At 62.1% G+C, this 22,318-nt stretch carries 19 protein-coding genes and 2 pseudogenes; 7 read left to right on the top strand and 14 right to left on the bottom strand.

Going from position 1 to position 22,318, the window contains the following annotated elements:
• Positions 1–133: 133 nt before the first annotated feature.
• The 7 genes from EI73_RS14260 to EI73_RS16420 form a co-directional block, all read right to left on the bottom strand.
• Positions 134–1,468, bottom strand: a complete 1,335-nt coding sequence (locus EI73_RS14260) for a GH1 family beta-glucosidase (RefSeq protein WP_034388765.1) — start codon at positions 1,466–1,468, stop codon at positions 134–136.
• Positions 1,469–1,502: 34 nt separating this feature from the next.
• The gene (locus EI73_RS14255) at positions 1,503–2,759 is read right to left on the bottom strand and encodes a hypothetical protein (RefSeq protein WP_034388764.1); all 1,257 of its coding nucleotides are present in this window, start codon (positions 2,757–2,759) and stop codon (positions 1,503–1,505) included.
• Between the two features lie 2 nt (positions 2,760–2,761).
• Entirely contained in the window at positions 2,762–3,634 is an 873-nt protein-coding gene (locus EI73_RS14250) for a carbohydrate ABC transporter permease (protein ID WP_034388763.1), read from the bottom strand.
• 1 nt (position 3,635) lies between these two features.
• Positions 3,636–4,616 (bottom strand): carbohydrate ABC transporter permease, encoded by a 981-nt coding sequence (locus tag EI73_RS14245; protein WP_034388762.1) that lies wholly within the window; start codon positions 4,614–4,616, stop codon positions 3,636–3,638.
• A gap of 58 nt (positions 4,617–4,674) precedes the next feature.
• Positions 4,675–5,925 (bottom strand): ABC transporter substrate-binding protein, encoded by a 1,251-nt coding sequence (locus EI73_RS14240; protein ID WP_034388761.1) that lies wholly within the window; start codon positions 5,923–5,925, stop codon positions 4,675–4,677.
• Between the two features lie 131 nt (positions 5,926–6,056).
• Positions 6,057–7,064 carry a LacI family DNA-binding transcriptional regulator gene (locus tag EI73_RS14235; RefSeq protein ID WP_034388759.1) on the bottom strand — a complete coding sequence of 336 codons (1,008 nt, stop codon included), beginning with the start codon at positions 7,062–7,064 and terminating at the stop codon, positions 6,057–6,059.
• A 334-nt stretch (positions 7,065–7,398) separates the two neighbouring features.
• Positions 7,399–7,701: a hypothetical protein gene (locus EI73_RS16420; protein WP_156103621.1), complete on the bottom strand. Its 303-nt coding sequence runs from the start codon at positions 7,699–7,701 to the stop codon at positions 7,399–7,401.
• Between the two features lie 493 nt (positions 7,702–8,194).
• On the opposite strand from EI73_RS16420, the gene EI73_RS16075 reads away from it, so the two are divergent.
• Entirely contained in the window at positions 8,195–8,758 is a 564-nt protein-coding gene (locus EI73_RS16075) for an IS5 family transposase (RefSeq protein ID WP_231557368.1), read from the top strand.
• A 263-nt stretch (positions 8,759–9,021) separates the two neighbouring features.
• On the opposite strand, the pseudogene EI73_RS14220 reads toward EI73_RS16075, so the two are convergent.
• From EI73_RS14220 to EI73_RS14200, 5 genes and pseudogenes are all read right to left on the bottom strand, one after another.
• Positions 9,022–9,942, bottom strand: a pseudogene (locus EI73_RS14220) (IS3 family transposase); the annotation flags it as partial.
• Between the two features lie 70 nt (positions 9,943–10,012).
• Positions 10,013–10,216 (bottom strand): hypothetical protein, encoded by a 204-nt coding sequence (locus EI73_RS16410; RefSeq protein ID WP_156103618.1) that lies wholly within the window; start codon positions 10,214–10,216, stop codon positions 10,013–10,015.
• Positions 10,217–10,362: 146 nt separating this feature from the next.
• Entirely contained in the window at positions 10,363–11,316 is a 954-nt protein-coding gene (locus EI73_RS14215; RefSeq protein WP_197050793.1) for a glycosyl hydrolase family 8, read from the bottom strand.
• Positions 11,317–11,370: 54 nt separating this feature from the next.
• A protein-coding gene (locus EI73_RS16070) for an IS3 family transposase (RefSeq protein ID WP_156103433.1) occupies positions 11,371–12,485 on the bottom strand; the annotation gives its coding sequence in 2 pieces (ribosomal slippage) (positions 11,371–12,236 and positions 12,236–12,485; 1,116 coding nt in all).
• Between the two features lie 59 nt (positions 12,486–12,544).
• Complete coding sequence (locus EI73_RS14200; RefSeq protein WP_034388753.1) at positions 12,545–12,871, bottom strand: hypothetical protein; 327 nt, start codon at positions 12,869–12,871, stop codon at positions 12,545–12,547.
• 388 nt (positions 12,872–13,259) lie between these two features.
• On the opposite strand from EI73_RS14200, the gene EI73_RS16065 reads away from it, so the two are divergent.
• From EI73_RS16065 to EI73_RS14170, 6 genes and pseudogenes are all read left to right on the top strand, one after another.
• A complete protein-coding gene (locus EI73_RS16065) occupies positions 13,260–14,459 on the top strand; it encodes an ROK family transcriptional regulator (RefSeq protein WP_081909099.1) in 1,200 nt (399 codons plus the stop codon).
• Positions 14,460–14,772: 313 nt separating this feature from the next.
• Positions 14,773–15,108 (top strand): annotated as a pseudogene (locus EI73_RS14190) (IS4 family transposase); the annotation flags it as partial.
• Positions 15,109–15,454: 346 nt separating this feature from the next.
• Positions 15,455–16,627 carry an ABC transporter substrate-binding protein gene (locus tag EI73_RS14185; protein WP_034388750.1) on the top strand — a complete coding sequence of 391 codons (1,173 nt, stop codon included), beginning with the start codon at positions 15,455–15,457 and terminating at the stop codon, positions 16,625–16,627.
• A gap of 87 nt (positions 16,628–16,714) precedes the next feature.
• Complete coding sequence (locus EI73_RS14180) at positions 16,715–17,581, top strand: branched-chain amino acid ABC transporter permease (protein WP_034388747.1); 867 nt, start codon at positions 16,715–16,717, stop codon at positions 17,579–17,581.
• The gene (locus EI73_RS14175) at positions 17,578–18,501 is read left to right on the top strand and encodes a branched-chain amino acid ABC transporter permease (protein WP_051935651.1); all 924 of its coding nucleotides are present in this window, start codon (positions 17,578–17,580) and stop codon (positions 18,499–18,501) included. Before EI73_RS14180 ends, EI73_RS14175 begins: the two co-directional genes overlap by 4 nt.
• Positions 18,498–19,994 (top strand): ATP-binding cassette domain-containing protein, encoded by a 1,497-nt coding sequence (locus EI73_RS14170; protein WP_197050792.1) that lies wholly within the window; start codon positions 18,498–18,500, stop codon positions 19,992–19,994. The genes EI73_RS14175 and EI73_RS14170 overlap by 4 nt, the downstream gene beginning before the upstream one ends.
• A 51-nt stretch (positions 19,995–20,045) precedes the next feature.
• Here the strand turns inward: EI73_RS14170 and EI73_RS14165 are convergent, their stop codons facing one another.
• On the bottom strand, positions 20,046–20,846 hold the full coding sequence (locus tag EI73_RS14165) for an IclR family transcriptional regulator (protein WP_051935650.1): 801 nt from the start codon (positions 20,844–20,846) through the stop codon (positions 20,046–20,048).
• Between the two features lie 56 nt (positions 20,847–20,902).
• The gene (locus EI73_RS14160; protein WP_034388745.1) at positions 20,903–22,096 is read right to left on the bottom strand and encodes a 4-hydroxybenzoate 3-monooxygenase; all 1,194 of its coding nucleotides are present in this window, start codon (positions 22,094–22,096) and stop codon (positions 20,903–20,905) included.
• Positions 22,097–22,318: the final 222 nt, after the last annotated feature.

Raw genomic sequence — 22,318 nt, 5'->3', positions numbered from 1 at the left:
CTCCTTGTCTGTTGCCGGTGAAACGGTGACCAGTCAATGGCTCCCAGGAGTCTGGAGAGCGGCGGTGACTGCGCAGGGCAGCACCAGGCTGGAGACTACCCTAGAAGTGGGTTCCAGAGAACAGGTCAGCCCCTTAGGGGAGTGGGGCAGCTTGTGCCTGACCGGTCAGCAGATCTCGGTACCAGCGGGCGCTGTCCTTGAGGATACGCTCCTGCGTTGCGTAGTCCACGTACACCAGCCCGAAGCGGCGGCTGTAGCCGTAGGCCCACTCGAAGTTGTCCATGAGGCTCCACGCGAAGTAACCGCGTACGTCCACGCCCTGCCTCAAGGCCTGCACCACGGCTTCTAGGTGCAGCTGGAGGTACCGCACGCGCTCTGGGTCCTGCACGCGCTTCCCAAGGGGTTCATCGGGGTACGCCGCCCCGTTCTCGGTGATCAAGAGCGGCGGGAGGTTGGCGTAGTCCTCCTTCAGCCGCACGAGCAGATCCGTTAGGCCCTGGGGATAAACCTCCCAGCCCATATGGGTGTAGCTCGACTCGGGGGGGCGCACGTTGCCTCCCGCGCCGTTTACACTGCGGCTGTAGTAGTTCACACCCATGAAGTCAATGGGCTGCGCGATGCGTGCAAGGTCGGCAGGCTGCACCTCCGGCACGTCCTCCCCGTACGCCTCCCAGATGTCCGCTGGGTACTCGGCCCGCAAGATAGGATCAAGGAACCAGCGGTTGAAGGTTCCGTCTGCAAACCGGGCGGCTGTGATGTCCTCGGGTCGCTCTGAGGCGGGGTAAGCAGGTTGGAGGTTGAGGACGATGCCGAGCTGCGCGCTGTGCACCACGTCACGCATCGCGGCGATGGCTTCGCCGTGCCCCAGCAACAGGCCATGTGCGGCGGCCAGCGCGAGTCGCCGGTCCCGTAGGCCTGGGGCGTGCTCTCCGAGCTGGTAGCTGAGGAGAGAAGAACACCACGGCTCGTTTAATGTGGCGTAGCTCGCCACGCGGTCCCCGAGGCGCTCAGCGACGATCCGGGCGTATTCCGCGAAACGGAAGGCGGTGTCGCGGTTGACCCAGCCCCCTACGTCCTGCAGAGCCTGCGGCAGGTCCCAGTGGTACAGCGTCGCGTAGGGCTTCAGGCCGCGCTCCAACATGCCGTCGACCAACCGCTCATAGAAATCCAGGCCCTTGGGGTTGACGGGCCCTTGGCCGTCTGCCTGAATGCGCGGCCACGCGACGGAAAAGCGGTACGCGTCGGCGCCCAGGCTCCGGATCAGGTCAAGGTCATCCGGCCAGCGGTGATAGTGGTCGCAGGCCACGTCGCCGTTCGTGCCGTCGAGAATGCGTCCTGGCTCGCGGCAGAAGGTATCCCAGATGGAGGGGCCACGCCCGTCCTCGTGGGCGGCCCCCTCGATCTGGTAGGAGGAGGTGGCCACGCCGAAGGTGAAGTTGTCAGGGAAGTCTTTACGGGTGATGGTCATGGGCGGGTCCTTTGGCGCGTAAAAAGAAAAGAAGTCAGGGGAGACGCTTGTAGACGAGTCGTGTGAGGGACCGCCCGGGAAGATCGAGAATCGGGCCAAGCTTCAGACGAATGAAATATGCCTCGTCCTGCACGGTCTTCTCGGTGAAGGTCTTGGCTCCGATGAGCGTGTACCCGGGCATCCCAGTGGCGAGCTGGCGCGTCCCGGCCGCAGTGTTCGTCACCAGCAGGGTGCGTAGGGGACCGTTCTCGGCGAGGTGGGGCCACAGGGCCGGGTCGCTGCTATATACGGGCAACGCCGTGCCCCGGAAGTGACGCAGCTGCTGAAAGGCGTAGAGGGTGGGCCGCGGCACACCTGCAAGGTCTACCAGGCCATGATTTCCGGCGGCGATGATGGCGAAGTAGCTTGACACAGCTACGCCTGCCTCGGCAAGGCGCATCGCCGTCTCGGCGCCCCATAGGGCCCCAACCTGATCGGCAAGGTGACGGGCGCTCGTGGACCGCCATGAGAGGCTGTATTCAGTTACGCCCAACGCAATGTTTCGGTGATAGCCCAGTGGGTTGCGCTGTGGGTCACGCCAGAGGGCCCGGATGTTCTGCACGTGTGCAGTGACCTCTCGGGCAGTGGCGAGAGCCGCCTCGTCCGTCGCCGTGCCGTCGGTCGGGTACTCGTGCCAAGTCAGCAGGTCCACCACGTCCCCACAGGCACGGACAAAGGCAGCGAGGTAATTCATGGCCGGGCCTGTTCCCTTGGACACGGCCGGACCGGCGAACTTCGCCTGCGGGTCGACCTTCAGGATGGCCTCTCGCTGGGCACGGAACGTGTGGCAGTACTTCTCGGGGGTCCAGCTGGGGTCGCCACGGTTCGCGGCGTACAGGTCCGGCTCGTTGCCGATCTCCCAGTACGCCACCTTCAGGCCCGCCGCCCGGGCGTCCCGCGCGGCCTGCGCCGCGTCCTCGGGGCGGTTGTGGGCACCTTCGCGGGTGGCGAACACCCGGGTCTGAACGATGGCGGCGGTGTTCGTGCCCGTGAGGCCCAGGCTCGACCTGAAGTAGTTCAAGCTCTGGGCATTCAGGTCGGCGTCGTCGCCCACGTTTCCCCCGGGAAACCGCAGGGAGGTGGGCGCGACCGACCGCACCGCGTCCAGCGCCTCGACGAGCGGCATCTGCCAGCTCGTGTTGAAGCCGTTCACGGCGAGCGGGGGAATGGGCGTGCCGTTTCCGGAGACAGTTAGGGTCGCGGGGGCTGCGCCGGCGATCCCCAGTGCGAGCAGAAGCAGGAGTCGCGTCACGCTTAGCCCTTCAGCGACCCCGAGGTGAGGCCCTCGATCAGCTGGCGCGAGGCGAAGGCGAAGATCACCAGCAGCGGAATCACGGTCAGCGCCACACCGACCATCAGCGCGCCCCAGTCAGTGTTGGCCACGGCCTGAAGGCTGCGCAGCAGCAGCGGCGCCGTGTACGTGTTCGGTGAGCGGAAGATGATCAGCGGCCCCACGAAGCTGTTCCAGGAGTTGATGAAAGTGATCAGGCCCAGCGTGCCCAGCGCGGGGCCGCTGAGGGGCAGGATCACCCGGCGGTAGATGCCAAACTCGGTCGCACCGTCGATGCGAGCGGCTTCCATCAGTTCGCGGGGAATGGCGCTGCCGATGTACTGCCGCATCAGGAAGATGCCGAAGGCGTTCGCCATGCCCGGCACCCACAGCGCGCGCGGGGTGTCGATCCACCCCAGGCCCTGCATGATCAGCGCGAAGGGCACGATGTTCAGCGCCGTGGGAATCAGCAGCGTGGCAAGCACGATGCCGAACAGGAGTTCACGGCCCTTGAAGGAGTACATCGCGAAGGCGAAGCCCGCCAGCGAGCAGAAGAACAGGGTGGTTACCGTGGTCATCACGGCCAGGTAGAGGCTGTTCCAGAGGCTGCGCCAAAAGGGCACGCGCTCGATCAGGCTGACGTAGTTGTGCGGCGCGTCGTCGCCGAACCACAGTGGGGGCGGGAGCTGGAAGATCTCCGCGCGGTCATGGGTGGCGAATACGAACATGAAGTAGAAGGGGGCCAGCGTGAGGATGGCCCCCAGCGCCAGCAGCAGGTACGCGCCGCCCCGGGTGAGGGGGCGCACGGCCGGGCGGCGGCCCTGGCGGGACGTGGGGGCAGACGTGGGGGTGGTCATCTCAGTCTCTCCCGGCGAGGCCGCTGCGGCCGAAGATGCGGTTGTTGACGAAGGTCAGCACCAGGATTACCACGAACAGCAGCCAGCCCATCGCGGCCGCCAAGCCCGCGTCGCTGTACACCTGGTACGTGCGGAGCATATACATAACGGCAGTCGTGCCTTCTTGCCCGGCGCCGCCTGTTCCGTTGGTGAGGATGAAGGGTTCTTCGAGCAGTTGCAGGTTCCCGATCAGGGTCAGCGTGATGGCGAGGAACATCATGGGGCGCAGCAGCGGCAGCGTGATGAAGCGGAACTGCTGCCAGCGGGTGGCGCCGTCCACGGCGGCGGCCTCATACAGCTCTTTTGGGATGGACTGTAGTCCTGATAGGTATAGAACGACGTTCCAACCGGTAAAACGCCAGATCACGACGAGGGCGATGGCGGGCTGGACGAATTCCCGCTCGCCCAGCCAGTTGATCTTCTCGGCGGGGAAGAGGCCCCCGATCAGCGGCAGCTCGTGCAGGGCGCTGAGGGCGGCGTTCACCACGCCGTACTGCCAGCTGAATAGTGTAAAGAACGTGACTGAGATTGCCACGACCGAGGTGATGTACGGTAGGAAGTACACCGCCGTCAGCGGCCCCTGCAGGCAGCGCAGACCCGTGTTGATCGCAAAGGCGAGCGGAATGGCGATGAGGTGCTGTGGAATGCCAGAGAGCACCGTCAGCGACAGGGTATTTCTCAGAGCGTCCCAGAAGGCGGGGTCTGTGAGGTTGTCCGCATAATTGCGCCACCCCACGAATTTCATCGTTCCCAGGCCAGCTGAAGGCGTCCACTCCTGAAAGGAGAGGTATGCCAGGAAAAGAATCGGGAATAGCCCGAAGGCGAAGAATAGGACAAAAAAGGGGCTAATAAAGATGTACGGTGCATAGTGGCGTTGGAAGTCATCCCAGCGCCGGGCGAGGGAAGGACGGTCACCGGAGGAGACAGGAACGCGGGCTTGCACAGGTCACTCCTAAAGGCCTGCCCGGGGAGGAGCGCCCCCCGGGCAGGTGAGGGCCAGATCAGCGGCGCGCGCGGCGCTCGATCAGGTTCTTCGCATCCGTCAGGGCCTGCTGGCAGGTCTTGCTGCCGTCGAGCACCGAGCCCAGTTCCGTCAGCCAGATCTCGCTGGCGACCGGGTCGAGCCGGTTGACGTCGAGCGGCTTGATCCTGTTGGCGGCCTGTCGCCACAGGATGCGGGCCTTTTGGCCAGCCAGGTAGGGTATGCCCTCGTTGAAGAGGGGAGCATCCTGCGCGGCTCGCAAGGCGGGAAAGGCGCCAGTCGTCTTAAAAGCCAGGATCTGCTGGTTTTTATCAGTCGTGAGGTACTTGATCAGTTCCCATGCCTCGGCCTTGTTCTTGCTCTGCTTGGGAATGGCATAGAAGGACCCGCCCCAAGAGGCGTACGCTCCGCCTGGAAGCTGCTGGGTGTTCCACTTGCCGGCAAAGTCCTTGGCCAGCCAGTTCTGCATGTGCCCGGTCAGCCAGGCGCCCGAGAACTCGGTGGCGAGATTGCCCTTTTGGAAGGCGGTGGTCCACTCGGGAGAAAAAGCCCCGCCGGCGCGGGCGTCGAGCTTTGCGTCACGAATACGCCTAGCGTAGGTGCAGGCATTCAGGAAGCGAGGGTTGTCCGGGCTAACGAGCACGCGATTGTTCTTGTCGAAGTACACGCCTTGCCCAGTGGGGATATTGGTGCGAATGTAGATTTCCGCGACCTCGGTGGCGTCGGGAATCAGGAAGGTGCCGGGGTTAGCAGCAACCACCTTCTTGCCGTTCTCGATGTAGGCGTCCCAGCTCTTGTTGAGGTCTGTGGGCTTGATGCCTGCCTTCTTCAGGAAGTCAGTGCGGTAGAACATGGCGCCCGGGCCAATGTCGGTAGGCATGGCGACGATACGACCCTCGAAAGTGGCCTGCGGGAAAGTGTAGGCCACAAAGCGATTGCGTAGATCACCTGCGTTGTAGGGAGGCTTGCTGAGGTCCTCTAGGCCACCACCCTCAGCAAAGCGCGCAACGTACCCGAAGTCGATGGCTACGACGTCGTTCGCACCGCTGCCCGTCGCAAGGGCAGTCGTCAGGGCGTTGTGATGGTCCGCGTATTGCAAAGCCACAACTTTGACGTCGATATTCGGGTACTTCTTCTGAAACCCGGGAATGGCTGCTTTTACGACAGTATCGAGATCTGGAAAGACGCCGACTGTAATGATCTTTTTGGGCTGGGCAAGGGCGCTAGAGCTCAAGAGGAGCGTACCGATGAGCAGAACATGCTTTTTCATAGAAATCTCCTGAAGGTACGGAAGACGAGAGGGGAGAGGAATGTGAGATAGAAAGCGCTTTCATGAGAACTGCCTAGAAACCTCCTATGCCGTTGCGGCGGCTAGTCTGAAGTGCAGGTGGTGTGGAGTGCCTAACTGGTGCGTCGTCTCGCCGTGGACTCGCGAATGATGAGTTCTACCTGGAACGGCGGGAGTGAGGGGGCTTGGCCAGCGAGCATGCGCAGGACACACTGGGTAGCGGCGAATCCCATGTCGTGGATTGGTTGCCGAACGGTAGTCAGGGGAGGAGAGGTATACATCGAGCCTGCCAAATCATCGAAACCCACCAGCGAGATGTCCTCGGGTACGCGCAGGCCCTTGCGGTGCAGGGCGAGGCGGGCACCGTACGCCATTTGGTCGTTGGCAGCAAAGATGGCGGTGAAGAGCTGGCGACCCTCAACCAGCCGTGTAGTAGCCAGAAATCCGGAATGCTCCAGGAAGTCGCCTTCCAGCACTAGGCCCGGGTCGAAGCCAATCCCTGCTTCCTCCAAGGCCGCCCGGTATCCCGAGAGGCGATCCTGTGCGTCCCGGTGGCTGGCGAGGCCTGCGATGTGCGCAATGGAGCGGTGTCCCATTTCGATGAGGTGTCGGGTTGCTAAGTAGGCACCTTGACGGTTGTCCACCCGCAGGCACTGTCCTGCCAACTCCGGTAGAAACCGCCCCAGAGCGACCAGTGGTACGCGGCAAGCCACCTCCCGCAGCTGCTCGTCCGGCATCACACTGCCCAGTATGAGCAGGGCGTCCACCTTGCGTGCGAGAAGGAGGTCAATTGCCTCGGTCTCCTCTTCCGCGTGCCAGTGGCCGCTCATAAACAGGGGCAGGTAGCTGCTACCCTTAAGGCCTTGCTCAATGCCGCGCAGCGCTTCTCCATAAAAAGGACTGGAGATGTCTTGCGTCAGAACGCCGATACTCATGGTGCGGCCGCTGGCCAGGCCGCGGGCAAGCACGTTGGGCCGGTAGTTCAGCCGAGCAAGGGTGCGTTCCACAGCCTCGCGCTTCTCGGCGCTGACGTTGGCTGAGCCGTTTAGGATGCGTGACACCGTGCTGGCCGAAACACCGGCTGCACGCGCCACCTGCGTGAGCGTGACAGTAGGTTTCATACGTGCTTAAGCAGAACATAAACACGTTTTGAAAGCGCTGTCAAGCAGGATCAATCTGGGACAAGCGAGGAGCCAGAAGGTTACCTAGAGGTCATCCGGAAAATGGTCACGGTAGAGGAGCGGGAGTGGCTGGCAATCCGATGGGATGCGGTTGACGGACGAGCAATGAGCCATCCTCGCCCCCCTCCTTCCTCCCCTGAAAAGCAGATCCGCCGCGGAAGACCGCGGCGGGGTGACAAAGAGCTGTTTGAAGGCATCCTGTAGGTCCTGCGTACCGGGGCGCAGTGGGAGCGCCTCCCCCGACGGTAGTGGCTTTCAGCGGATGACGGTGGTTTCATGGAGAATGAACGGCCCAGTTTGCCCCAGGTGCAACAGCGTTTGCATCGTCAAAAACGGACATGCCCACACCGGCAAGCAGCGCTACCTTTGTCGTGGATGCCGGTACCAGTTCATCCCGGAGGCCACCTGGCACCGCAGTTCTCCTGAAACAGAGGCCGAAGTGGACCGCCTTCTGACCGAACGCCTCTCCCACCGCGGCATTTGCCGCGTCACGGGGGTCAGTCGTTCCTGGTTCCGTCTTCACCTCAAGAAACTCAACAACACCGTCCCGCACGGCATAGCCCAGGAGCAGCGCCAAGCAAAAAAGCCTGAGCATTCCAGCACCATCGGGGCTGGTGCTGGAATGCGATGAGTGATGTACGTTCGTTGGTCGTCGGGACCGTCGGCTCTGGATCTGGCTGGCGATGGACTGAGCTTCCCGACGGATCGTCGGCTGCTTCTTCGGGCAACGAGACGCAGCAGGGGCCTTTGGGCTGTGGCAGAGCCTCCCCACACCCTACTTGGATGCGGTCTGTAGGACAGACCGCTTGTCGGCCTACAAAGCGGTGGTCTTTGGCGCACTGCACTGCATGGGGGGAACCCAACACATCGAACGTTTCCATGCCACTCTTCGCGCCACATTGCCCTTCCTGGTCTGCAAAAGACTCTCGTTCTGCCGTTAGCAGGCCAACCTCGAACTCGTCGTCTGGCTCTTCATCCACCGCTACAACGCGTCATTACCTTGAATCCGCTACCCCCCCGACTGGACTACCTGCCCAAGTCCACCTGTTTCGAGCGTTTTCAGGAGTGGAATGAGCGCGCGGTGTTTCCGAACGTTCTGGGACAGCTCTACGAGCTGCTGGAGGAACAAGAACAGCTGGACCTGCGGGAAGCCTTCATTGATGGCACCTTCAGTGCCGCGAAAAAGGAGGCTTGGACGTCGGCCCACCAAGAAGGGCAAGGGCACCAAAATCATGCTGATGGTGGACGCGAGCGGGTTGCCGCTCACCGTCCACACCGACTGGGCCAGCTCCGGTGAAGTCACCCTGGTCCACGCTACTTTGGAAGCTTCCTTCGGCCTGGACTTTCCCAAGCGGTTGATCGGGGACAAGGCGTACGACAGCGACCCTCTGGATGCAGAGCTGGCTGCGTTGGGGATGGAGATGATCGCGCCTAACCGCAAGAACCGGACGCAGAAAATGCAAGATGGACGCCCGCTGCGCCGCTACAAGCGGCGCTGGAAGGTCGAGCGGACCATCGCCTGGTTGCAATCCTCCCGCTGCGCCCGAACCCGTGACGAGCGCAAAGCCCAGAACTTCCTGGGCTTTGTCCAGCTCGCCTGCATCCTCATCCTGCTGCGTCAAATTTCCGGATGACCTCTAAGGAGGAGGGCTTTCTGAAGCACTTGAAATTCCGTGACGCCACCAGCCTTGGACTGATTGTGGTCCTGGTCATCGCCCCCTGTTGCTGGTCCCGGAAGGGCTTCACATCGTACAGCAGAGAAACCGTGGAGGATTGATCTCACTGACAGTGTGGATTGAGCGACCTCAAACTGGATCTGCGGGTAGTTCAGTAGGCCCTGATCCTTCTGTGTGACCCTGACGTCAAGCCACCGGGGACCATGAAGCGCTCTGCCCCCTTACTCACCTCCAGGTGTGCTGAAAGCTCGTTTTTCGCTTGAACTCATAAAATAAGTGGACTGGCCCAGATTTATGGACGAAGCTGACTGGAGACTCGACTCAGGTGGAGTGTACGACGGCGGGCGGGGCAGTGGGCTGGACCCATCGCTGGGCGAACTCGTCGGACGTAGGCCAGAGAAGAATGCGGCCTGGCGCTGTTGTAGAACGTCCGCCAGCCGTCCAACAGCGTGCTGGGCCAAGTGGAAGACCTCGGCGTTCAGCAACTCGTCGCGTAAACGGACGTGGAAACTCTCAGCCACGCCGTTTTGCCAGGGTTGTCCTGGGTCGATGTAGCGGGTGCCCACCTCCTGCACCGCCAGCCAGACCTTCAGATCATGGGCGATGAACTCGGGGCCGTTGTCGCTGCGGAGGAAGCTCGGCACACCTCGTTCGCGCATCACCTTGACCAGGCCGGCTTTCACGTCCACCGACGTGAAAGCCGGCCCACAGCGCAGGGCCAGCGATTGCCGGGTGAACTCGTCGGTCAAAGTCAGGATTTTCAGGGGTTGCCCGGTCAGCGTCTGGTCGAAGACGAAATCGTAGGTCCACACCTGGTTCGGCTGCTCCGCCCGAAGAGGAATGTGCTGCCCAGCGCAAATCTTTCTCGTCTTCCGGCGGGTGGGAAGAGCGAGGGCCTCGCTCTTCCAGAGACGGTGCACGGTCTTGCGGTTGACCTGCACCCCTTCGCGGCGCAGCGTGGCGTGAACCCGCCGGCATCCCCAGCGGGGATGCTCGCGGGCCAGCGTTCTGATGAGCCGCTCATCATGTTTGGGATGTGGGCGGTAGGACAGCGAGGAACGAGGCAGACCGACCAGCTCGCACGCCCGCTGCTGTCGAATATTTTTGCGGACCAAGTGCTGTGCGGCCTCCCGGCGCTCGGGAGCCGTTAGCGCTTTTTTGAAAGCAGTTCCTTCATCCCCTCCAGCTCCAGGCGCTGCTGACCCACCAGCTTCAACAGGCGCTCGTTTTCACGTTCGAGCTAACGAAGCCGCCGGGCTTCGTCCACGCTGGCATCGCCGTATTTCGCTTTCCAGGCGTAAAAGGAGGCCGTGCTGCACCCAGCCCCCGGCACAACTCTTCAATGGGCTTTTCGCCTTGTTTAGCGTCTTGGAGCAGCTTGATGATCCGTTCCTCGCTGAACCGCTTCTGCTTCATGGGTCATCCTCGCTTTCTCGCGGGGATCAGGGGAAGTCCCCGTCCCCCGTCGGGAGGCGAGCCGATGGTCTCCAGTCAGTTTTGCCCAGTTTTTGGGGGGCAGACCATAAGCTTATTAAATCTGTCAGACTATCAGGATCGGGGGATCAGTAAATCCGAAAGTTTCCGCTAGCGTGCAGCAGCGCCATGAAGGTCAGTAGTCCGTCGTAGTACCGCCATTTGCCGGTCGGCGGCTCAAGCTTCCAGAGTTCTTGGGTGAACTGTCGGGCACGTACGGTGTTGGTGGCTAGGGATGCTGCCCCATTGCTAGCGATCAGCCCGCTGGAGCGGTCGGCCGAGAGCCGAGTACCGTCTAGGGTGTACTGGTTGACGTAGTTGTCCAGACCTTCCTTCTGAAAGAAACTTTGCAGCTTGTCCGTGAGGGCGGTCTCACGGCTGTCCTTGCCCCACCAGGCCTGATCCACAGACCAGTTGACCGCAGTCCGCCAGGCGTCGAAACGGAAATTGGCAGCACCGGGATTCCAAGAAGGGCCTTTAGGCGTGCCATCGAACTCGGCGTAATCGGGGACTAGGCCAGTCTCGGGATGTGTGGCCTTCTGGAAGTACTCGCGGCTAACTTTGGCAGCCGCACTCCAGAACCTGCGGTCTGCTGTCTGCTGACCATTCCAGCCGGTTGCCCAGCGGCTCCACAACTCGTAGAAGGCGGGCAAGTGATAAGAGGGATCTGTGAAGCCGGCATTTTCTCCCTCTGGAACAAACACTACCTGCTTGTGTTCCCGGTTGAACATGTTGGTGATGCCATCCACCACACCACCATTCATATCTTCTTTGTGAAGCATAACATTGAGGATGTTATTGGCCTCTGCGCTGTAGTTGTAGATGCCCTGTCCATTCCCCCAACGGTGGGATGCGAAGAACAATGCGGTTGCAAAGTATTCCTCGCCATCACTGGCCGGATTGGCATCGAGGATATGGCCCTCGAAGTCCGTGTGCCACGCGAAATACCCAGCGCGAGGTCCGGACTGATGCTGCATCCTGCTCTTGGCGTAGTTCCATAAGGCGTTGAACTCTGCCTGCTTGTCCATCTGCACTGCAATCATCATGTGAGGGTGCCCCATTTATCGGTCCAGGCCTTTTGCAACAACTAGCGTACCTCAGCCCGCCTTTTGCAGGCGGGCGAACTCGTTCGGTGACTGGCCGTCCAGACTGCTATGCGGTCTGACTTGGTTGTAATCCTCGCGCCAGGCGGCAATGACCAGTCGTGCCTCGGGAAGGCTTTGAAACCAGTGGAGATTCAGGCACTCATCCCGCACCCTCCCATTGAAACTCTCGATGTAAGCGTTCTCCATGGGTTTCCCCGGTGTGATGAAGACGTGGGCGATGCCCAACTCATGGGTCCACTGATCCAAGGCCTTGCTGATGAATTCGGGGCCGTTGTCCGTGGTGATGCTCGTCGGGCAACCCCTCACGGCCACCACCTCGGTCAGGCGACGCACCACATCCGCCCCGGTGATCGAGGTCCCGATGTGCATGACTAGGTTCTCGCGAGTGAAGTCGTCCACGACGTTGAAGACGCGAAAACGCTGTCCGGAGGCGAGCTGGTCGGACATGAAGTCCATGCTCCATCGCTGATTGGGTGCAGAAACCTCAGGTTTCTGCACCCGCTGCCTTCCCGTCAGCTTCTTGCGCCCCTTTTGCCGGACTGCGAGTCCCTCTGCTCGGTACAGGCGGTATACGCGCTTGTGATTGACCTGTGTCCCTTCGCGCCTGAGCAGCGTATGGAGCCGCCGGTATCCGAAGCGGGGACGTTCTTGCGCCAGGACCCGCAGACGGTCAATCAGAACTCGTTCACCCTCCTTTTTAGGGCTGTTATGCCTCTGGGTCGAACGCCAGAAGCCCAGTACCTGGCAGGCCCGGCGCTCACTGACCTGGAATTCACGGCGCAGGAACCCCACCATCTGCTTCTTGACGGGTGTTTGCGCCTGGGGCGTGGCCTCAGGCGTCACCACTTTTTTCCCACCACCTCCTTGAGCATCTGATTGTCCAGTGCCAGGTCCGCGACTAGCTTCTTCAGGCGGCGGTTTTCCTCCTCCAGCAGACGAAACCTCTTGGTTTCGTCTTTGGTCATCCCCCCGTAGCGCGCCTTCCAGCGGTACAGGGTGGTGATGGCCAAACCATGCGTCCTGGCGACCTCACTGATCGCTCCCCCAGCCTCAACCTGGCCGAGGATGTCCAGAATCTGCTGCTCGGTGTACCGTTTCCCCTTCATATGACCCCCAGATTGCCACTGGATTTGCAATCGGACTGGACCGGGAAACGGGGGGCACGTCACATGCCGTAGCTCATGCCCTCGCTGCGAACGTCGTTGTTGCCAATATCCGCAATGTAGGCCATGGGTCCGTTCTCGTTGCTGCCTGCCGAGTAGTAGACTCGACGCTCGTTGTCTGTGCTGGCAAATAGGCTGTTCCAATAGGCGTCGAGTTTGGCCTGTACCTCTGTGCTCGTGGCAATGTCCCACTCGGTGAAGAGATTGCGGTACTTCCCGGTGTAGAACGCTCCACTGTGCTCGGGCTCGCGCTGGGTCAGGCCACACGAGCTGATCAGCGAAAGCAGGCCGAAGCCCACGAGGGTGAGATGAGCCTTGCTGCGTTTCATAGGTTCTCCTCGAGCCTGGGTTCCCCGGATTTCAACGGGTAGGAAACAGACTGATCAACTGCACGGGAACGGAGTGGATGTCTACAGTCCTATGCCAATTCGTGAAAGAGTTTTACACTAAAAAGAGTCTAAACGGGTCGGGTGGCGGCGTCAAGAGGAAGAGTGGGAAAGGGACAGGCGACATGGATGCCGATCCTGCTTCGCGGCGAAAACGCGTAGTACGCTGGCTCTAACTTCTGTTCCCCAATTCCACCGCCCCTGGAGGACAAGGTGGCTTCTGCCAAGGGATACACTGAGGTTCGCTCATGTTTGTGAAACGCTTTTACTTATTTGAGCCTGACTCGTGCATTCCGCCCTATGGCTCTTATGCTCCTGAAAGGATGGGAGTATGACTTCAGTGCTCCTCCAGATCCGTGCCGGAGACCAGGGGTTTCTCAAGCAGCTTAATCGCTCAGCCATCCTGGAGGCAGTTCGGCGTGATCCCGGAATTTCCCGGGCAGAACTGGCCGCGCGCACACAACTGACCAAGGTCACGGTTGGCACCATGGTTCAGGAATTGCTGGATCAGGGCTGGTTGGTTGAGGGTGGCCTACAGCAAGGAAGTGTAGGACGTCCAGGGCGAGCTCTTTACCTTAACGAAGGGCGGCACATTCTGCTGGGTGCGGAAGTAGGTGTTCAGGGACTGCGGGTGGTGGCCTGCACGCTGACGGGGCGTAGCCTCGGACAGCGCGCTGTGCTGACCCCCTCGACCACGCCCGAAGCGACGGCCCAACAGCTGGCTATTTTGCTCACGGAAGTACTGGCCCTTCCCGAACTGGCAGGCCGGGAGATCCTGGGACTGGGTGTGGCCGTTCCTGGCCCAGTGGCGCTTCATGAGTCTACCCTGGTGTTCGCCCCGAACTTAGGCTGGCGCAACATCCCCTTCTTAACGGTCCTAAAACCATTCCTCCCAGACCTCCCCGGTCCCTGGCTGCTGGAAAATGAGGCGAAGGCGGCCGCATTTGGTGAGGTTTACTTTTCCGAGACAGCCAAGCCGGAATTGCTGGCCTACCTCAGCCTGGGAACGGGGATTGGTAGCGGCCTGATGGTAGGAACTCCTGTGCCTCACCTGTTGCGCGGTGCTCAGGGGCTTGCTGGCGAAATTGGGCATTCGGTGTTGCAACCGGGAGGGGCATACTGCCACTGCGGAAACCGCGGCTGTGCCGAAACGCTGGTGAGCGGATGGGCGATACGAGCTGCACTTGGCATCCCCCCCGGAGTCCTCCTAGAGACAGCCCTCCAGCACCGGATGGACGACATAGAAGTACAGGTCACCCTGCGGCGTGCCGGTGAAGCGCTGGGAATGTTACTGACGAACCTACACCACACGCTTAACCCCAGTGACATCGTGCTGGGTGGAGCGCTAACCCGACTAGGTGCTCCGCTGCTTCAACCTGCTCTGACCTTCTTTGGGGAACATCAACATCACCTCTATGCTTCCGCATCGCCCGTTCGTCTTCATGTTCGCACGGACAGTACCTTCATTCCAGCGCGTGGTGCAGCCGCGCAGCTTCTGGCAAGGGTCATTCACACGCCGGTCGGACGATGAACTTGCCAGGATTTGATGGAGGGACGGTTCAGAATGGGGGGCTTGCTCCTTCAAGGCCATCGGGCTCAGTACCTGACAGCCTGAGGAAAAGCGCGTCCCAGACGACGTTCTAATGCTATAGAAGTCCTCGGTACCCGGCGGGTCAAGAGAAATATCGACCAGGACGCAGAACAGCAGAGGGAAGGGCAGCAAAAGGGTGTGTGATTCAGCCCCCTGCCTCCCTCTCGCAGGTGGACACATTCGCCGCGTCCCTCAAAGACGACAGCCTCTTCACCGCCGTCATACCCTCTGTCGGCCGAGCGAGGGGCTCTTTGTGACCCTTCGGGAAGATACGTTGCTGGACGAGGAACCCGCGCGAAACTACTTCCAGAATCTGAAGCTTGGGGACGTTCGGGGTGTGTTCGAGCGCATCTGGGTCCATGGCAGTCCGATGCAGGTGGTCGCCTCTGACCTGCCCCTCTGGGTCACCTTGCGCACCGACCAGCTCAGGTGGAGCATCGAATGCACGTTCTCCGCCCTGAAGACGAGAGGGCTGAACCTCGACCAGGCTCCTATGACCCAGCCGGACCGCCTCTCCCGCCTGTTTGGCCTCCTCAGCCTGGCGCTCGACCGGACGGTCCGCGTGGGGGAGTGGCGGTCTTCTCATCAAGAAGCACGGTTGCTTGGCTCTCAGAGGGGCGAGAGACGGGCATGACCCCCTTTTCCTGCTCCTGGACAGCAAAGAGCTTAACCTCTCGGGGACGGAGGATGTGGGTCTGTGTCGCTGGATTGTCCACCTTCGCTGGCAAGCCGACTCCACCTGCTCACGTTCTGAAGACAGTCATAGGACAGCGCTGTTATTGCGCCAGAGGTCTTCCGTCTCCCACTCCGGTGCGTTCGCTTATCACGAACAGACCTCTGGTTCCGCTAGAGCACGCCGCTACACTGAGCCCTAACGCACAACCTACGTTCCTGCCTGTCCCGCACCCTTTGGCTGGATGGCTCCGGAGGTGTCTATGAAGAAGAAACGCATTCTGGCCGCTCTCACAGCTGCCCTTGGTATAGGTGCCCTCTGGGGAGCACGGGCCCAGAACGATCCCATCAAGGTCGGCGTGATCATGCCCTTTTCCGGTGTGTATGCGCAGCTGGGCGAGGAAGGCTACAAGGGCTTTACCCTGTACCTCGACTCCATCGGTAACAGGGTGGCGGGCCGTCCTATCCAGCTGATTCGTGAGGACGAGGAGGCCGACGCCTCAGTCGCCCTGCGCAAGGCGAATAAGCTGATCGGCAGCGACAAAGTGGATATTCTCGCAGGGATTGTCCTAACGCCCAGTGCCTATGCCCTGAGTGACGTGGTGGAAAAGGCGAAGGTGCCGCTGATTGTTTTTAATGCGGCGGGCAACGACCTGACGCGCAGTCGAAAAAACCCCTACGTGTTCCGCGTCTCTGGAAATGCCTGGCAGTACAACAACCCCTTCGGCCGGTACGTGGCGGATAAGGTCAGCAAGAACACCTTCCTGGTCGCCGCTGACTATGCCTTTGGCAAAGAGTCGCTGGCGGATTTCAAGGCTTCATACACCAACGCTGGGGGGAAGATCGCTGGGGAAGTGTACACGCCACTGGGCAGCACCGACTTTAGCCCCTATCTGGCACGTATCGCTGCTGCAAAGCCGCAGGCGGTGTACGCGGTGTTGTCGGGCAGCGACGCTGTTTTGTTCATGAAACAATTCGCGCAATTCGGTCTGAATAAGTCCATCAAGCTCGCGGTGTTTGGCGACATGACGGACGAAAAGTTCATCGATGCCGTCGGTGACAGCGTGGTCGGGGCCATCAGCGCCCTGCCCTGGGCGCAGGACCTGCCCGGCGCGCAGAATAAGGTCTTCACCGACGCATACAAGAAAAAATATCCAGGCGAGTTGCCGGGCGTGTTTGCTCAGCGCGGCTGGGACACGGCCCGGGTGATCGTGGAAGCCCTGAAGAAGACGAACGGCAATACCGCAAACAAGTCAGCGCTGCTCGCCGCCCTGCGCAGTGTGAACTTTCCATCGCCGCGCGGCACCTTCCGCTTCGACCCAGTCACTCAGAATGTGATCAATCCGATGTACGTGCGCGAGGTCGTCAAGACCCCACAGGGGTTGATCAACAAGCGCGTCGCCACCCTGGGGACTTTCAAGGACCCGGGCAAGTAGGCCGGGCAAACGGGGCCGCTTTTCCAGCCTAGCGGGGAGGCGGCCCCTCGTCCTTCTTTCGGGGATGTCGGGCATCCAGGGAGTGACATGCAACTCATTCTATTTCAACTGGTGAACAGCCTCGCCTTCGGCATGCTGCTGTTCCTGCTGTCGGCGGGCTTCTCGCTGATCTTCGGGGTGGCGCGTGTGGCGAACCTCGCACATGGGGCCTTTTACGTGCTCAGCGCCTACATCGGCTACACGGTGACGCAGCTCAGCGGTCATTTCTGGATCGGCGTGCTGGTCGCTACTCTGCTGGGTGCCGCGCTGGGCGTTGCGGTGGACCGCCTGCTGATCTCGCGCCTGCACGGGCATGAACTCCGCCAGGTGCTCCTGACGCTCGGTCTGAGCTTTGTCATCTCGGACGCGGTGCGCCACTTTTGGGGAGCGGACATCAAGAGCGTATCTCCCCCCGCGCCCTTTGAAGGGCCGATCACCTTGGGCGGTCTGGTCTTTCCCAGTTACCCCTTCGTGCTGATCGTCCTGGGGGTGGTGGTGTTCGGGCTGATGCGCTGGATTCTGAGGAGCACGTTGGCGGGAGCCAAGATCCGTGCGGTGACTGCCGACCAGCAGATGAGCGGGACGCTGGGTCTGCCCGTCCTGCGTATCTCTATGCTGACTTTTGCGGCGGGCATCGGCTTGGCCGCCTTCGGGGGCGCGGTGGGGAGCCCACAGCTGGCCCTCACGCCAACGCTCGATTCCACCATGACGCTCTTCGCCCTGATCGTGGTGGTGATCGGCGGGCTGGGCAGCATCGAGGGGGCCTTTCTGGCCGCCCTTCTGGTAGGACTGGTCAACGGTTTCGGCGCAGTGTATTTTCCCACCTTCGCGCAGATCGCGGTCTTTGCGCTGATGATCCTGGTGATCGCCGTCCGTCCGCAGGGCCTCTTGGGTCGGAAGCTGGGGAACGCATGACCATGCAAGCTGTTTCTGCCGCACGCCCCGGCCTCACCTGGGCCGCGCTGCTTGTGGGGCTGGCGGTTCTCCTGGCCGTGCCACTCCTGGTGGGCGGCTATCCCCTCTACCTCGCTACCGAGGCGCTGTGCTGGGCGATGGCCGCGGCCGCGCTGGACCTGCTGGTGGGCTACCTGGGCCTCACGCCGCTCGGGCACATCGCCATGTGGGGGCTGGGTGGGTACACGGCGGCGCTCCTTACCCGCGCAGGGGTGCCGCTGCCACTGGTGCTGGGCGCCGCCGCGCTGCTCGCCACGCTCTACTCGGCCCTGACCGCGCCGCTGGCCCTGCGCGCGGGGGGCATCTTCTTCCTGATGGTCACCTTGGCCTTTGCACAGATGCTCCAGTCCCTGGTGGACAAGTGGAGTGCCTTGACAGGCGGCACGGATGGCCTCACCTTCGAGCCGGGCTTGGACAATACCACGCTGTACCTGCTCACGCTCGGTGTGCTGGCCCTCACGCTGTTGTTGCTCACCCGCCTGACCCGCTCGCCCTTTGGGCGGGTGCTGGAGGCAATCCGCCAGAACGAGAACCGTGCTCGCGCGCTGGGCTATCCAGTGTTCCTCTACAAGTACGGCGCGGTGCTCATCGCGTCGGCCTTGATCGGGTTGGCCGGGGCTCTCGGGGCGTATCACCGCGGGATTGTCACGCCGGGTGACCTGTTCTGGCTCCAGAGTGCCATCCTGCTGATCATGGTGCTGCTGGGCGGAGCCCGATCGCTGTGGGGCCCCGTGATCGGAGCTGTGCTGTACACCGTGTTGCAGGCGGTGGTCAGCTCACAGACCAATCTGTGGGCAGGGCTGGTCGGCGTCCTGCTGATCCTGCTCGTGCTGACGGGCCGCGGCGGCTTGTGGGCGATCCTACACCGGAGGAAGGCATGACCACCCAGATCAGGACGGGCATGGCCCTGCAGGTCCACAACGTGACCCGGCGCTTTGGGGGCGTGACCGCCCTAAAGGATATCAGCCTGGACGTGGCGCCCAGCGAGCGCCACGCCGTGATAGGCCCCAACGGTGCGGGCAAGAGCACCCTCTTCCGCGTGGTGAGCGGCGAGTATCCGCCCAGCGCAGGTACGGTTCGCCTGGACGGTCGCAGTGTGAATGGCCTCTCACCCGACCGCGTGGCAGCACTGGGTGTGGCACGCTCCTTCCAGACGAGTAGCCTCTTTCCCCAAGACAGCGTGCGCGAGAACGTGATCCTGGCTGTGATGGCTCACCTGCCTGCACGGCGAGACCTGTGGCGGCCCCTACGCGCGCACCGCGAGGCGGTTCGGCGGGCCGATGCCGCGTTGGAACGGATGGACCTGCTCGCGCAGGCCGACCTACCTGCCGCTGCGCTCTCGCACGGGGAACAGCGGCAACTCGAACTCGCGATGGTCCTCGCGCAGGAACCCCGGTTGTTGCTGCTGGATGAACCGCTGGCAGGCCTCAGCGCGCACGAGCGTGAGCACGTTCAGAACCTCATCAAGGGGTTGCCGCGTGAGCTCACCACCGTGCTGATCGAACACGACCTGCCCTTCTGCCTGGCTTTTGCAGACCGGATCACAGTGCTGAGTAATGGTGAACGGCTCGCGACCGGTACGCCCGATGCGATCCGCGCGAACGAGGCTGTACAGGCGGTGTACGTCGGCTCGGCCTTGAAGCGGCAAGGGCGTGAGCGGAGTGAGGTGGCCTGGGCCCAGCCCCCTGTCCTCACGGCCCAAAGCCTCAGTGCGGGGTACGGCAGCGCCGCGGCCCTGGAGAACGTCTCGCTGGTCGTGCGTCCCGGCGAGGTGGTCACTGTTCTGGGGCGCAACGGCATGGGCAAGACGACCCTGCTGACCACCCTGATGGGCTGGCGCAGGCCCACGGGCGGGAAGGTCACGCTGAACGGCCAGGACGTGACGGCCCTGCGGCCCTCCGGCCTGTCGGCACGGGGTTTGGCCCTGGTTCCCCAGGGACGCCGCATGCTGGCGGAACTCACTGTGGACGAGGAGCTGCGTCTTGCTGTCCGTCCCGGCAAGTGGACCCTGGCCAGGGTGTACGAGACATTTCCACGCCTGCTGGAGCGCCGCAGCAGTCTCAGCACCACCCTCTCTGGTGGCGAGCAGCAGATGGTTGCCATCGGCCGCGCCCTCCTGCAAAACCCCAGCGTCATGCTTCTTGACGAACCCACGGAGGGCCTCAGCCCCCTGATGGTGACTGTGGTTCGCGACGTACTGCTCACCCTGCGGGAGAGCGGTGAGACCATCCTGCTGGCCGAACAGAACCTGGACCTCGCGCTGGCGGTGGCTGACCGGGTGTACGTCCTCGACCACGGTACTGTAGCCTTTGAGGGGGACGCCGCGCACCTCGCGGAGAACCGCGCACTCGTGCACGAGTTGATGGGCGTTTGATGCTCGCCCAAGGGAAACGTCGGTGTGGGCGGGCCGGTTGACAAGGTCGCCTTAAGTTCGTGTCAATTTCTCCTCGCCCCGGATCAGGTACCAGCGCAGCCCTTCTGCCATCAGGCTCGGCTGGTACCCGAGACGCTCCGAAATCACCTTGGCTGCTTGCGGCAACTCCGCGAGCCAGAGGGCCTTGTGGCGCTCGAAGTGAGCAGTGGCTGCCGAGATGGTGAGTGCAGCAATGATTTCGCCATTGGCGTTGCGAACGGGGGCGGCGACCGCACAGCGCCCGAGATTGAGTTCCTCGATATCAAGGGCGTAGCCGCGTTCGCGAACTCGGGCCAACTCAGAGTGGAACTCGTCGTAACTGATGATGGTGTTGGGGGTCAGAGGCTGCATCTGTTCGCAGGCCCGCTGGACCTCCTCGTCCGAACGGTAAGCCAGGACGACCTTGCCGGAGGCGGAGGCATGGGGAGGCAGCACGTCTCCAACGCTTACCGATGAGGGCGCTGAGCCGCCGTTCACCACCTCGATGCAGATGGCCTGCCCGCCGTCGAAGGCGATGAGGTGCACATTCTCCGTGAGGCTGGCGGCCAAGCGTTCCATTTCCTCACGCGCGACGTGACGCCAGGGCGTTTGTGCCATCAGGACAGCGTGGAGCGAGACGACCATAAAGCCCAACCGGTAGCGGCCGGTCACCATCCGGTGAACGAGGCCAATGTGGGTCAGGGTGGTCAGCGCGTCATGGGCACTCGTCTTGGAGATGTTCAGGGCGCGAGCGACCTCCGTCACCCCCCATTCGGGACTGGCGGCCGTGAAAAGCCGCAGAACCTTTCCAGCCTTTTCCACTGTGCTCAGCATTCGTGCCTCACACTCCATGCTCGTGCCGAGCTTGTGCTGCCGCTCTAGGGGACAGCTCACAGTTCCAGCGGCAGTCCTACGTAGTTTTCGGCCAGCGCTGTGGCGGCAGCTCGTGAGGAAGTCACGTGATCGAGCTCGGCCAGGTGGATGCGCCGCTCGAAGGGGGACTCCTCAGGATTGCGGTGCAGCATCGTCGTCATGTACCAGGAGAAACGCTCGGCCCGCCAGACGCGGCGCAAAGCGCGTTGTGAGTAGCTGCGCAGGTACGACTCGTCGCCGCTCCGGTAGTACTGCTCCATTCCCCGTGCCAGGACCATCACGTCCGCCACGGCGAGGTTGAGCCCCTTCGCGCCTGTCGGCGGGACGATGTGCGCGGCGTCCCCAGCAATGAAGAGCCGCCCATGCTGCATCGTGTCACAGACAAAACTCCGCAGCCCTACGATGTTTTTTTGAAAAATGCGCCCTTCGGTGAGCGTCCAGCCGTCCACCGTTTCAAGCCTGGTGTGCAACTCTTCCCAGATGCGCTCGTCGGGGTAGTCTTGGATGTCGGCGTCTGGCTCACACTGGATGTACATCCGCTGCACCTGGGGCGAGCGCGTGCTGAGCAGCGCAAAACCACGCTGGTGGTTGGCGTAGATCAGCTCGTGGTACGAGGGCGGCGCTTCAACCAGGATGCCCAACCAGCCGAAGGGGTACACTTTGTGGTATTCGGTGCGCCCAGTGAGAAGCTGCCGCGCCCGGCCCTGTGAGCCGTCGCAACCCGCCACGAAGTCACAGCGCAGTTCTTCGGCGGCGCCACCCGCCTTACGGCGAAAGGTGAGGCGGGGCCCATCGGTTTCGATGCCGTGAATCTCCACGTCCTGTACGCCGAAGAGAATCTCGCCACCGCGCTCGAGGTGTGCGGCAATCAGGTCGCGCAGAACCTCGTGCTGCGCATACACCGTCACCCTTTTGCCTCCGGTCAGCTCCGCCATGTCGATGTGGTGGCTTTCACCGTTGAAGCGCAGGGTAATGCCGCGATGAAAGTGCCCCTCCCGGTGCATCCGCTCGCCCACCCCGAGTTCGTCCATCAGGTCTACGGTCCAATGCTCCAGCACGCCCGCCCGGATGGTGCTCTCGATCTCCTCCCGCGTGCGCCTCTCCAAGATCACGCTTTGAATGCCCTGCCGGTGCAGAAGCAGGGCGAGAAAGAGGCCGGCGGGTCCGGCACCGATGATACCGACCTGGGTGCGTGGGGAACGTACGATCATGGGGCTCCTAGAAAAACGCCGCCGTGCTGAAGACGGTGGGTGCTGAACCGGATGGAAGCAGAGAACGCCTCTACTGTGCCGGAGGACCCTGGAAGGAGCAAGGGAATTGTTCCGGTATTCGGAACCTTCCTCTGGGGTACTCGCTGAATTCTCGTCCTTCTGCTGGCTTGATGCTGGAAACAGCACGCGGTCAGCTCATTCCGAATACCGGAACATTTGGCT

This window comes from Deinococcus sp. YIM 77859, assembly GCF_000745175.1.
In the GTDB taxonomy this organism is placed as follows: Bacteria; Deinococcota; Deinococci; order Deinococcales; family Deinococcaceae; genus Deinococcus.
Note: the sequence above shows the minus strand (reverse complement) of the source record. Positions and strands in the feature narration are given on the sequence as shown.